The 11,974-nt window shown below is 55.5% G+C and carries 11 protein-coding genes; 5 read left to right on the plus strand and 6 right to left on the minus strand.

Features of this window, described 5'->3' with window-relative positions; genetic code table 11:
* The first annotated feature begins 24 nt into the window (after positions 1-24).
* Positions 25-1,518 (plus strand): M16 family metallopeptidase, encoded by a 1,494-nt coding sequence (locus AK59_RS0120575; RefSeq protein WP_013099212.1) that lies wholly within the window; start codon positions 25-27, stop codon positions 1,516-1,518.
* Between the two features lie 62 nt (positions 1,519-1,580).
* Here AK59_RS0120575 and AK59_RS0120580 read toward each other — a convergent pair whose 3' ends face one another.
* Positions 1,581-2,510 (minus strand): sugar kinase, encoded by a 930-nt coding sequence (locus tag AK59_RS0120580; protein WP_029883690.1) that lies wholly within the window; start codon positions 2,508-2,510, stop codon positions 1,581-1,583.
* A gap of 229 nt (positions 2,511-2,739) precedes the next feature.
* On the opposite strand from AK59_RS0120580, the gene pdeH reads away from it, so the two are divergent.
* Positions 2,740-3,513 (plus strand): cyclic-guanylate-specific phosphodiesterase, encoded by a 774-nt coding sequence (pdeH, locus tag AK59_RS0120585; protein WP_013099209.1) that lies wholly within the window; start codon positions 2,740-2,742, stop codon positions 3,511-3,513.
* 66 nt (positions 3,514-3,579) lie between these two features.
* Positions 3,580-5,622, plus strand: a complete 2,043-nt coding sequence (locus AK59_RS0120590; protein WP_029883691.1) for an AsmA family protein — start codon at positions 3,580-3,582, stop codon at positions 5,620-5,622.
* Positions 5,623-5,715: 93 nt separating this feature from the next.
* On the opposite strand, the gene AK59_RS0120595 is transcribed toward AK59_RS0120590, so the two are convergent.
* The 3 genes from AK59_RS0120595 to AK59_RS0120605 all read right to left on the minus strand — a co-directional run bounded on the left by AK59_RS0120595 (position 5,716) and on the right by AK59_RS0120605 (position 9,277).
* A complete protein-coding gene (locus tag AK59_RS0120595; RefSeq protein ID WP_013099207.1) occupies positions 5,716-7,038 on the minus strand; it encodes an MFS transporter in 1,323 nt (440 codons plus the stop codon).
* A gap of 263 nt (positions 7,039-7,301) precedes the next feature.
* A complete protein-coding gene (gene yhjD / locus AK59_RS0120600; RefSeq protein ID WP_013099206.1) occupies positions 7,302-8,327 on the minus strand; it encodes an inner membrane protein YhjD in 1,026 nt (341 codons plus the stop codon).
* 50 nt (positions 8,328-8,377) lie between these two features.
* On the minus strand, positions 8,378-9,277 hold the full coding sequence (locus AK59_RS0120605; RefSeq protein ID WP_029883692.1) for a LysR family transcriptional regulator: 900 nt from the start codon (positions 9,275-9,277) through the stop codon (positions 8,378-8,380).
* A 119-nt stretch (positions 9,278-9,396) separates the two neighbouring features.
* On the opposite strand from AK59_RS0120605, the gene AK59_RS0120610 reads away from it, so the two are divergent.
* Positions 9,397-10,155, plus strand: coding sequence for an SDR family NAD(P)-dependent oxidoreductase (locus AK59_RS0120610; protein WP_029883693.1), 759 nt, complete (start codon positions 9,397-9,399; stop codon positions 10,153-10,155).
* Positions 10,156-10,328: 173 nt separating this feature from the next.
* A complete protein-coding gene (locus AK59_RS0120615; protein ID WP_029883694.1) occupies positions 10,329-10,931 on the plus strand; it encodes a helix-turn-helix transcriptional regulator in 603 nt (200 codons plus the stop codon).
* Here the strand turns inward: AK59_RS0120615 and AK59_RS0120620 are convergent.
* Both AK59_RS0120620 and AK59_RS0120625 read right to left on the minus strand, forming a co-directional pair.
* On the minus strand, positions 10,910-11,236 hold the full coding sequence (locus tag AK59_RS0120620) for a lysozyme (RefSeq protein WP_013099202.1): 327 nt from the start codon (positions 11,234-11,236) through the stop codon (positions 10,910-10,912). The genes AK59_RS0120615 and AK59_RS0120620 overlap by 22 nt on opposite strands.
* A gap of 71 nt (positions 11,237-11,307) precedes the next feature.
* Positions 11,308-11,847 (minus strand): GNAT family N-acetyltransferase, encoded by a 540-nt coding sequence (locus tag AK59_RS0120625; RefSeq protein ID WP_029883695.1) that lies wholly within the window; start codon positions 11,845-11,847, stop codon positions 11,308-11,310.
* Positions 11,848-11,974 lie beyond the last annotated feature (127 nt).

The raw sequence follows: 11,974 nt of genomic DNA on the forward strand, positions 1-11,974 counted from the left end.
CAGGAATGTTGATCAGGGGTTCACATGCAGGGCACAAAAATTCGACTCTTAACCGGCGGTTTGCTGATGATGGCAGCAGCCAGTTATGTGCAGGCAGATGCGCTCCAGCCAGACCCGGCATGGCAACAAGGGACCCTGGCGAATGGTTTTCAGTGGCAGGTGTTAGCCACGCCGCAGCGTCCCAGCGATCGTATTGAGATCCGTCTGTCTGTGAATACCGGCTCCCTCACTGAAAGCACCCAGCAGACCGGCTTTAGCCATTTTATTCCCCGACTGGCGCTCACCCAGAGCGGCAGTTTACAGGCTGTTCAGGTGCGTTCGCTCTGGCAGCAGGGCATTGACCCGAAGCGCCCATTGCCGCCGGCCGTCGTCTCGTATGACTACACCATGTTTAACCTGAGCCTGCCGAATAACCGTAACGATCTGCTCAAAGAAGCTCTTACGTATCTCTCCGATGCCACTGGCAATCTGGCGATCACGCCGGAAACCGTTAACTATGCGCTGAGCAACAGCGATATGGTGGCGACCTGGCCTGCGGATACCAAAGAGGGCTGGTGGCGTTATCGCCTGAAAGGCTCAGCGCTGCTTGGGCACGACCCGGCAGAGCCGCTGAAACAGCCGGTCGATGCCGAACAGGTAAAATCGTTCTATCAGAAATGGTACACCCCGGACGCGATGACGCTGATCGTGGTCGGGAATGTGGATAGCCGCGCGGTGGTTGAGCAGATCAACAAAGCCTTCGGCGAGCTGAAAGGCAAGCGTGAAACGCCTGCTCCTGTCCCGACGCTCTCCCCGCTGCGGACAGAGCCAGTCAGCATCTCCACTGATGCCGTGCGTCAGGACCGGCTCTCCATGATGTGGGATACCGCCTGGCAGCCTATCCGCGAATCCGCCGCGCTGCTGCGCTACTGGCGTGCGGATCTGACGCGTGAGGCGTTGTTCTGGCACGTTCAGCAGAGTCTCAGTAAGAACAGCGTGAAGAACATTGCGCTGGGCTTCGACTGCCGGGTGCTGTTCCAGCGCGCCCAGTGCGCCATTAATATCGAATCGCCTGGCGATAAGCTGAATGCCAATCTGGGCGTGGTGGCGAAAGAGCTGGCAAAAGTGCGCAAAGAGGGCCTGTCTGAAGAAGAGTTCAACGCGCTGGTCGCGCAGAAAAAGCTGGAACTGCAGAAGCTGTTTGCCACCTATGCCCGCGCCGATACGGATATCCTGATCAGCCAGCGTATTCGCTCCTTGCAGAATCAGGTGGTGGACATCGCACCGGAACAGTACCAGAAGCTCCGTCAGGACTTCCTGAATGGGCTGACCGTCGATATGTTAAATCAGGATTTACGTCAGCAGCTGTCGCAGGATATGGGATTAGTCCTTCTGCAGCCGAAAGGCGAGCCGGAATACAACATGAAGGAGCTGCAGGCGACATGGGATTCAATCATGACCGCCGCGCCGCAACCTACGCAGGCGGCAACGTCTGATGATCTGCATCAGGACGCGACGGATATTCCACAGGGGCAGTAATCCAAAAAATTCCCTCTCCCGGTGGGAGAGGGTCAGGGTGAGGGCATCAGCCCGCACCTTATTTAAGCAGGCATCGCCTCACGCGGAATAATCGCCCCGCGATACTGGATCACCGTGCTGGCCGTCAGGTGCCCGCGCTGTGCAGCCGCTTCAGGCGTGCCGCCCGTCAGGCGCACCGCCAGATAGCCCGCGCTGAAGGAATCACCCGCCGCCGTAGTATCCACCACTTTGTCCTTCGCCAGTTTCACCGCCGGGACGTCAATCACCGCCTCACCTGCTACGGCCACCAGGCACGATGCCGCGCCGCGCTTAATCACCACTTCGCTCACGCCAGCGGCCTGGGTGCGCGCAATAACCTCATCAACAGGCTTCTCGCCCCACAGGGCATCTTCGTCGTCGAGCGTCAGGAACGCGATGTCGGTGCACTGCAGCATCTGCTGGTAAACCTGCTGCGTCTCTTCACGACTGGCCCACAGGCGCGGACGGTAGTTGTTATCAAAAATGACCTTCCCGCCATTGGCGCGGCATTCGCGCAGCAGCGACAGCAGCTTTTCACGACTGGTCGGGCTTAAGATGGCGAGGCTAATCCCGCTCAGATAGATATAATCAAACGTCGCCAGCGTTTCGCAAATGGCGGCTGCGTCGTCGCTTTCCAGCCAGTATTTGGCCGCAGCTTCGTTTCGCCAGTAGTAGAAGGTGCGCTCGCCGGTATCATCGGTTTCAATGTAATACAAACCCGGCAGGCGGTTTTCCATGCGCTGAATCAGCGAGGTATCAATGTGTTCGCTCTGCCAGGCGTCCAGCATTTGCTGGCTGAAACTGTCCGTACCCAGTGCGGTGACGTAGTTCACGGTGAGGGCCTCCGGCGGCACCTGACGGGCAATATACACGGAGGTGTTTAAGGTATCGCCACCAAAACCGCGGCTAACGTCCGCGCCTTTTTGTGACAGCTCAATCATGCATTCGCCAATAACGGCAATTTTTTTGGACATAATCATGAACCTGAACAGAGTATTTAAAAGCAGTGTGCGCTGTGTGAATTATCAGGTCAACTATATTAAAACATCGTTCCATTATTTTTTTTGAACCAGCGCGTGTTCCTGTTCATTTCTGTCATCTTAATTTCATTTTCCCGGTGAATTGAACATAAAGTTCTCAATTATCGCGCCGATAACCCAGTGACGAGTCCAGAAAGGCCATCCCAACAACAGGACATCTGAAATGAAGTCAGAGCAGGTTATCCAGCGGCTGAGCACTACGCCTGAGGCAAGTATTGAGAACTTGCAGGAGCATCGCTACTGGCTGCAATGTGAGCGTGTGTATACCTACCAGCCAATCTATCGTACCGACGGTCGACTGATGGCGATTGAAATATTGACGGTCGTTACACACCCCTCTAACCCTTCACAGCGTATCGCGCCGGACCGCTATTTTGCCGAAGTCGCCGTGCGCCAGCGCCTGGACGTGCTGGAAGAGCAGTTGCGCATGCTGGAAACGAAAAAGGCCTTTTTCGAACAGCACGATATTCTGGCCTCGGTCAACGTGGATGGCCCAACCCTGCTGGCGCTGCGCCAGAACGCGAAGTTGCAGGAGCTTATCGCCACCCTGCCGTGGATGCGCTTTGAACTGGTGGAGCATGTCCGCCTGCCGCAGGAATCCTCCTTTGCCTCGATGTGTGAATTTGGCCCCCTGTGGCTGGATGACTTTGGCACCGGCATGGCGAACTTCTCCGCCCTCAGCGAAGTGCGTTACGACTACATCAAAGTGGCCCGCGATCTGTTCATTATGTTGCGCCAGACCCCGGAAGGGCGGAATCTGTTTACGCTGTTATTACAGCTGATGAACCGCTATTGCAAAGGCGTCATTGTGGAAGGTGTGGAAACGCTGGAAGAGTGGCGCGATGTGCAAAACTCACCCGCCGCCGCCGCGCAAGGCTATTACCTCTCACGTCCGGTGCCCATGGATACCCTCGACGGTGTGATAACCAACCTCTGAACCGCCCGTTTCCCTTTGTCTGGACTATAGTTTTACAGGACAGGTCATCAGGAAAAGGGGATCAAAATGACTAAAACAACCAGGGTAATCTCCTGGACAGCAGGGATTTTCTTGTTGTTGATCGTGGTCGCTATCATCATTATTGCGACATTCGACTGGAACCGTCTTAAGCCGACCATCAACCAGAAAGTCTCAACTGAACTGAACCGCCCCTTCGCGATACGCGGTGATTTGGGCGTGGTCTGGGAGCGTCAGAAAGAAGAGACCGGCTGGCGAAGCTGGATCCCCTGGCCGCACGTTCACGCCGACGACATCGTTCTGGGCAATCCGCCGGATATTCCTGCCGTCACCATGGTGCATCTTCCGCGGGTTGAAGCCACGCTGGCGCCGTTAGCGCTCCTGACAAAAACCGTCTACCTGCCGTGGATCAAGCTTCAGCAGCCCGATGCACGTCTGATCCGTCTCTCGGAAAAAAACAATAACTGGACCTTTAACCTCGCCAGCAGCGGCGAGAAAGATCCCAATGCCCAGCCCTCTTCGTGGTCATTCCGTCTCGATAACATTCTGTTCGATCGCGGGCGGATCGCCATCGACGATAAAGTCAGCAAGGCCGACGTGGAGATCCTGGTCGATCCGCTGGGTAAGCCGCTGCCGTTCAGTGAAGTGACCGGCACCAAAGCGAAAGGGGATAACGCCAGCGCGGGCGATTACGTTTTCGGCCTGCGGGCCACCGGGCGCTACAACGGACAGCCACTGACCGGCACCGGTAAAATTGGCGGCATGCTGGCGCTGCGAAGCGCAGGTACCCCGTTCCCGGTGCAGGCGGACTTCCGCTCCGGCAACACGCGAGTCGCCTTTACCGGCACGGTCAACGATCCCATGAACATGGGCGGGGTCGATCTGCGGCTGAAGTTCGCCGGAGATTCGCTGGGGGAGCTCTACGAACTCACCGGCGTGCTGCTGCCGGATACGCCGCCGTTTGAGACGGACGGGCATCTGGTGGCCAAACTCGATACGGAAAAATCGTCTGTCTTTGACTATCGGGATTTCAACGGCCGTATCGGTGACAGCGATATCCACGGTACGTTGACCTACACCACTGGCAAACCGCGTCCGAAACTGGAAGGGGATGTGGAGTCCCGCCAGCTGAGGCTTGCCGATTTGGGCCCTCTGATCGGCGTTGATTCCGGCAAAGGCACGAAGTCGAAAGAGGTCAAAAAAGACCTTCAGCCCGCGGGGAAAGTGCTGCCCTACGATCGCTTTGAAACCGACAAGTGGGATGTAATGGATGCGGATGTGCGCTTCAAAGGGCGAAAAATCGAGCACGGCAGCACGCTGCCGATCAGCAACCTCTCAACCCATATTCTGCTTAAAAATGCCGACCTGCGTCTGCAGCCGCTGAAGTTTGGCATGGCGGGTGGAACCATCTCCTCTAACATTCATCTGGAAGGCGATAAAAAGCCGATGCAGGGTCGGGCTGATATACGGGCGCGCAGGCTTAAGCTGAAAGAGCTGATGCCCAACGTGGAGCTAATGCAGAAGACCCTTGGTGAAATGAACGGTGACGCGGACATTCGCGGGGTGGGGAACTCCGTGGCGGCGCTGCTCGGGAGCAGTAATGGCAACCTCAAGCTACTGATGAACGACGGGCTGGTGAGCCGCAACCTGATGGAGATCCTGGGGCTGAACGTCGGGAACTACATCATCGGGCAGATCTTTGGTGACGATGAGGTGCGGGTGAACTGCGCGGCGGCGAATCTGGATCTGGTTAACGGCGTGGCGCGGCCGCAGATTTTTGCCTTCGACACGGAAAACGCGGTAATCAACGTGACCGGAACCGCCAGCATGGCCTCTGAGCAGCTTGATTTAACCATCGACCCGGAAAGCAAAGGGATCCGTATCATCACCCTGCGCTCGCCGCTCTACGTGCGCGGCACTTTCAAAAATCCGCAGGCGGGGGTAAAACCCGGGCCTCTGATTGCACGCGGTGCGGTGGCGGCAGCGCTCGCAACGCTGGTCACGCCAGCCGCGGCGCTGCTGGCGTTGATTTCGCCATCAGAAGGGGAAGCCAATCAGTGCCGGACGATTTTGTCGCAGATGAAGAGGTAAGGTGCGGTCTGTATTTGCCGGATGGCGGCTACGCCTTACCCGGCCTACGATTCAAATGTAGGCCGGGTAAGCGCAGCGCCACCCGGCATTAGCTTAAAGCGCCTGATGCTTAGTCTCGTGCGTCAGCAGCAGCGCAATCAGCGTCAGTGCCGCCATGGCCGCCAGATACACGCCCACGTAGAACAGGCCATAATTTGCCTGCAGCCAGGTGGCGATATACGGCGCAACGGACGCTCCCAGAATCGACGAGACGTTATAGGAGAACGACGCGCCGGTATAACGCACTTCCGTCGGGAACAGCTCCGGCAGCAGCGCGCCCATCGGGCCGAAGGTTAAACCCATCAGGCTCAGACCAATCAGCAGATACGCCATCACCAGCGCCGGGCTGCCCGAGCCTAACAGCGGCGGGAAGACAAACAGGGCGAACAGAATGATAAGTGTCGTGATGGTGATCATGCTGGAGCGACGGCCAAATTTATCCGCCAGCAGGCCGGCAATCGGCACCATGACACCAAACCCAATCACCGCCATCATCAGCATCCACAGCACTTCGTTACGCGGCAGACCCAGCCCAACCGGCGCGGCAGCGGTGCTGAACGTCATGGAGTAGACGGTCATGATATAGAACAGCGTATAGGTAGCCAGCATGATAAAGGTGCCCAGCACGGTCACGCGGACATGTTTGGTCAGCAGCGTGCCCAGCGGCACTTTTACCTGTTTTTTTGCCGCCGCCACTTTCGCGAACACCGGCGTTTCGTGCAGAGAAACGCGAACATACAGACCAATCAGCACCAGCACGGCCGAGAAGACGAACGGAATACGCCAGCCCCAGCTCATGAACTGCTCGTCGGTCAGCAGCCAGGAGAGCAGCAGGAAGGTGCCGTTCGCAAAGAAGAAGCCAATCGGTGCGCCAAGCTGCGGGAAGGAGCCATACAGCGCCCGTTTACGCGCTGGGGCGTTCTCGGTCGCCAGCAGTGCCGCGCCGCCCCATTCACCGCCCAGACCCAGACCCTGACCAAAACGCGCCAGCGCCAGCAGCACCGGTGCCAGAATGCCAATGGTCTCGTAGGTGGGCAGCAGGCCGATGGCGACGGTAGAAATACCCATCGTCAGCAACGAGGCCACAAGCGTCACTTTACGCCCGATGCGATCACCAAAATGACCAAACAGCGCAGAGCCAATCGGACGCGCGACGAAGGCGATAGCAAAGGTTGCCAGAGACTGTAGCGTGGCCGCCGTCGGGTCGCCCTGCGGGAAGAAAATATGCGGGAAGACGATGACCGCTGCGGTGGCGTAAATGTAAAAGTCGAAGAACTCGATGGCGGTGCCAATCAGCGAGGCGACGACAACTTTATTGCGTGAGTTGACCGGAACGTTTTCGCTCCCGGAATCGAGTGTTGTGGCGGTTGCTTGCATAATATTTTCTTATTTTATGTCGGACGAAAGGCCATATTACGCACAGCAAAAGCGACATTTCAATCTGTAACAAAGCCGCGAACCGGTGATAAAAGCAACAAAAAGCGGATAATGTTCAGACCAGCCAAAACACTTCCATGAAATGCTTCACAGATTTTAAATATCAGTGGATATAACTGGTTTTCAGTTAAATAAAAGTTACGGACTGGATATATATGCTGAAATGATGAATCGGGCTGAAACTTTCAGCCCGAAAGGGGGAATTAGCGGTGGGTTTTCCCCGGCATGCGCGTGTCGCCTTTATATTCGGCGGTGGCAATCCACGCCGCGCAGAACAGCGTCAGGCGGGCAAAGAAGTAGAAGAACGCCATCAGCCCCAGAACGGAGCCAAACGCGGCGCCAGAAGGGGATTTCACCAGTGACGGCAGGGTATAAGTCATCACGATCTTAATCACCTCAAAGCCTATTGCCGCGAGCAGTGTTCCGCGGATCAGCGCTTTTTTGCGCGGACGATGACGCGGCAAGCGCCAGAAGATCCAGAAGAACAGCAGGTAGTTGGCGAAAATGGAAATCGCCAGCCCGATGCCGCGCCACGCAGGCTTGAGCCAGTCGATGTAATCCAGATAGAGCGCGGAGATAATCATCTGCTGCGCGGAACCGGCGACCGAGGTGATGGAGAGCGTGACGACCAGCGCCACCAGCAGACCAATCAGCGAAACAAAATCGCGGAAATACTTAACCCAAATTTTCTCTTGATCCTGAGGCTTACGCTCCCATACTTCGCGCGACTGGGCGCGAATGGCCTCGCGCAGGTTACCCATCCAGTTCACACCGGAATAGAGTGCAATCAGCAAACCGACAATACCCACCGTGGTGCGCTGCTGCACGGCAGTATTGATGGTGCTTTTTAGCGTGGTGGCGAGGGTCGGGTCACTGACGTTATTCAGGATCTTATTGAAAATATCCTGCAGCAGCGTCGGATGAGACGCGAGCACAAAACCGGCTGCCGCGAACGAGACCATCAGGATCGGGATCATCGACAAAAAGGAAAAATAGGTAATCGCTGCACCAAACTGATTTCCCATCCGGTCGTTGAAACGTTCCGCGGCGCGTATCAGGTGCGCAATCATGGGGATCTGCTGAACTCTCTCCGCCAGCGTAGTGACCGTCCCCAGCGCTTTGCTGGCTTTGCCGGGTGTGCTGGGCTCTTCGGGCCCGGTTTCCATCTTCTTGATGGGATCATAATCTAATTGTTGAGTCGGTCGTTGCGGGTTATTTTCCGGCGTCACGCGTTTTTTCCTTTTCGTTGAGCTGGATGTCATTGAATTATAGCTTGCGACTAATCCACGTAAGCTTTTGTGATTTCCGTAAGCCACTCCATAAACAGGTGTACCCGGCGGGAAAGGTTACGGCGGTGGGGGTAAATCAGGGAAACCGGCATGGGTTCAGCCCGGTATTGCGGCAGAACTTCAATCAGCTTTTTCGTGCGCAGAGAATCACGAACGCCCACGCGGGGAACCTGGATAATACCCAGCCCGGCGATGCAGGCGGCATGGTACGTCTCGGTACTGTTGACCGTTAAGACGCCGCCCGTTTTAACCCACTGGGTCGCACTGCCGTTATAAAACTCAAAGCCCTGCGGGCGCGTGCCCAGCATCGCGGCGTAGTGGATTACCGCATGTGAGGCCAAATCGTCCAGCGTTTCCGGATAACCAAACCGCGTCAGATAATCCGTGCTGGCGCAGTTGATAACCGTAAGCTTGCCCAGTGGGCGGGCGATAAGCCCGGAATCTTTCAGGGTGCCGACGCGCACCACGCAGTCAAATCCCTCGCGGATCACATCCACCAGACGATCGCTGCTGCTGAGCTCCAGTTCAATACCCGGATACTGCTGCAAAAACGCAGGCAGTTTGGGAATGACTAAATTTCGTGCAACCCCCACCGGCATATCGACGCGTAGCCGCCCGCTGATACTGGAGGGATCGTGCTGGAACATACCGTCCAGTTCATCAAGGTTCGCCAGCAGATCTTTTGCCCGTTCGTAATAGACCATGCCGTCCTGCGTGAGGCTGACGCGGCGCGTGGTGCGGTGCAGCAGCTGAGTGCCCAGGCGGTTTTCCAGCGCCTGAATCTGCCGCGACACGCTGCCTCTTGGCAGGGTCAACGTCTCCGCTGCGCGGGAAAAACTCTCCAGCTCCGCGACCCGAACAAACAACTGCATTGCGTTAATTTTATCCATCGGTAGCGCTCATTGTTGTTGTAAATGAAACAGTGAAGCGTTCTGTCACATCTTTATTGATCTTCTATCAGCTAATAAGCTCTTTCTCAATCTCCCTGACAACTGAAATGAGGTTTCTTATGACTGAACGTATCGCTTTAGTGACCGGTGGTAGCCGTGGTTTGGGTAAAAACGCGGCCCTGAAGCTGGCAGCAGAGGGAACAGGTATTGTCCTGACTTATCATCACAATCAGCAGGATGCGCTGGATGTTGTGCAAGAAATTCAGGAAAAAGGGGTAAACGCGGCGGCATTACAGCTTAACGTCGGAGATATCACCCGTTTCGAACATTTTGCTCAACAGTTGCAGGAAACCCTCCGAACCATCTGGCAGCGTGATACCTTTGATTATTTATTGAACAATGCCGGAACGGGTTTATACGCCCCCTATACCGAGACGACAGAAGCGCAGTTCGATGAGGTAATGAATGTACATTTAAAAGGGCCGTTTTTCCTGACCCAGCGCCTGCTGCCGTTGCTGAAAGATGGCGGACGGATCCTCAACGTCTCCAGCGGGCTGGCACGTTTTACACAGCCAGGCTCCGCGACCTATGCGGCCATGAAAGGGGCGATGGAAGTACTGACCCGCTATCAGGCCAAAGAGCTGGGCGCACGCGGGATCTCCGTCAATATCATCGCGCCGGGGGCAATTGAAACCGATTTTGGCGGCGGACGCGTACGCGATGACGCGCAGCTTAATCAGTTGCTTGCGTCGCAAACCGCGCTGGGGCGTGTTGGCCTGCCGGATGATATTGGTGATGCCATCGCCGCGCTGCTCAGCGACAAACTGGGCTGGATGAATGCGCAACGTATTGAAGTGTCTGGTGGGATGTTCCTGTAATACGCCTCCTTAAGGGGACGGAACCCCTTAAGGAAATCCTTAAAAGAGATGTGTCCAGATACGGGCAGATATAAAGAACGGCGATGAATTTGTAACCTCTCCGTTCATTGAGTTTTTTCTCAAATAACGCCTCTATACAATCCCCCCTCGCTATTCTCAGAGGGAGAAAAACGATGCGAGTAATCATGTTTGACAGGCAGTCGATATTTATTCATGGAGCGATAAACAGTTTGCAGACGTTAATTCCTGAAATAAATATGACAGGAACCCGTCAGGCAGATGAATTATGGGCGCAGTTGTCCGCGTCGCCATCCGCTATCGTCATGATTGACGGCGCATTAATTCAGAATGAGGGCATCAGCTTTCTGAAAGACATTATCACGCGTTTCCCTGCGATACGTGTCGTGATGGTGCTGACGAAAAAAGAGACCCGATGGGCTGAACAGATGTTTCAGCGCAACGTGAAGGCGATTATTCCCCGCAATGCCAGTCCCGAGCGGTTTGCCGCAGTGCTGGATTCGGTCTCCCGGGGGATGGTCTGTTTTCCCGGCGAATGGCTTGCGCAGCAGACGTCACACCAGGCGTTGTTATCCTTAAGCGAGCGCCAGCGTGAAGTGCTCAAGTTACTGGCCGCCGGGGAGTCGAATAAAGAGATTGGCCGCACGCTCAATATCAGTGCGGCAACGGTAAAGGCCCATCTGGAGTCACTTTTCCGGCGGCTGGATGTAAAAAATCGCACGCAGGCGGCAATGTGCTATACCCGGCTCACCGCCTGAGCGATGGCGTTTATTGGACACGGTGTGTCACTAAAACTGAACATTAACAACACCAGCGCATCGTGCTGGTGTTGCGTTAATGGCTGGGCGATATTTTCCTGAATTAACGTCTCATAAATCTGAATATCGTTATCTAACAAGCGCTCTGCTTCAGCAACGGTAATAAGACCATGGAACTTCTCCCATTGCTGAATAACGTGACCATACCCAATAACCTCAGTACCGTGCTCATCACGGTATTTTTCCAGAGACAGCCCTTGCTGTTTTTTAATTAATTCAACGGCAGCAGAAGATAGCTTCAACATGGTATTTTCCTCTTTCAGACACTACTGTAGAGGAAATACGTCACGAGACATATCCGCCAAATGGCCGTTGCTCAGCTGATATTTTCCAGATAGTCGCGCTGTAATAAACCGAATAGCCAGTCATTATGCCAGCGGCCGCCAAGGTAATAGCTCTCACGCAGCTCACCCTCCAGCCGGAAGCGGGCTTTTTCCAGCAGACGCCGGGAGGCGATATTCCCTGCCGTGACGGTGGCGGTGAGGCGGCGGATCCCCCCCTGGTGGAAGGCATAATCACAGAGTGCCTGCAGGGATTCAAAGCCGTAGCCTTTTCCCTGGGCCGCGGGGGCGAAAAGGAAACCGGCTTCGGCGCAATCCGCTTCGTGGTGTTTGTAGCCGGTCACCCCCAGCGGAGTCTGGCTGGCGTTATCGCGAACCACGAGGCAGAGCCAGTGCATGCAGCCGGGCGTCCATGGCGTCAGTCGGGAGTCGAAGGCCTCACGGATGTCCGCCACAGTGCGATCCTGCGCGACAAAGCGCATCACATCCGGGTCTTGCTGTAGCGCCAGAAAAAAGGGCCAGTCATCTTCCTGTAACGGCGAGCAGATAAGACGCGAGGTGGTTAGCTGAGGCATTCAGATTCTCCTGAAACAATATAAATGATTTTAGGACTGTCACTTTATTTCAACAGAAAGTCAGGTATGGTTAAGCGCGTATAAATAAAAAGAAAAACGGCCGTTCCGGGCCCCTTTTGGATGTCTT

The organism is Enterobacter sp. T1-1 (genome assembly GCF_000710795.1).
In the GTDB taxonomy this organism is placed as follows: domain Bacteria; phylum Pseudomonadota; class Gammaproteobacteria; order Enterobacterales; family Enterobacteriaceae; genus Enterobacter; species Enterobacter cloacae.

Excerpts from the sequence above, each read along its gene's own strand:
- AK59_RS0120575 (WP_013099212.1), top strand. The coding sequence starts at position 25 with ATGCAGGGCACAAAAATTCGACTCTTAACCGGCGGTTTGCTGATGATG.
- AK59_RS0120615 (WP_029883694.1), top strand. The coding sequence starts at position 10,329 with ATGCGAGTAATCATGTTTGACAGGCAGTCGATATTTATTCATGGAGCG.
- AK59_RS0120605 (WP_029883692.1), bottom strand. The coding sequence starts at position 9,277 with ATGGATAAAATTAACGCAATGCAGTTGTTTGTTCGGGTCGCGGAGCTG.
- AK59_RS0120620 (WP_013099202.1), bottom strand. The coding sequence starts at position 11,236 with ATGTTGAAGCTATCTTCTGCTGCCGTTGAATTAATTAAAAAACAGCAA.
- AK59_RS0120590 (WP_029883691.1), top strand. The coding sequence starts at position 3,580 with ATGACTAAAACAACCAGGGTAATCTCCTGGACAGCAGGGATTTTCTTG.
- AK59_RS0120595 (WP_013099207.1), bottom strand. The coding sequence starts at position 7,038 with ATGCAAGCAACCGCCACAACACTCGATTCCGGGAGCGAAAACGTTCCG.
- pdeH (WP_013099209.1), top strand. The coding sequence starts at position 2,740 with ATGAAGTCAGAGCAGGTTATCCAGCGGCTGAGCACTACGCCTGAGGCA.
- AK59_RS0120625 (WP_029883695.1), bottom strand. The coding sequence starts at position 11,847 with ATGCCTCAGCTAACCACCTCGCGTCTTATCTGCTCGCCGTTACAGGAA.
- AK59_RS0120610 (WP_029883693.1), top strand. The coding sequence starts at position 9,397 with ATGACTGAACGTATCGCTTTAGTGACCGGTGGTAGCCGTGGTTTGGGT.
- AK59_RS0120580 (WP_029883690.1), bottom strand. The coding sequence starts at position 2,510 with ATGTCCAAAAAAATTGCCGTTATTGGCGAATGCATGATTGAGCTGTCA.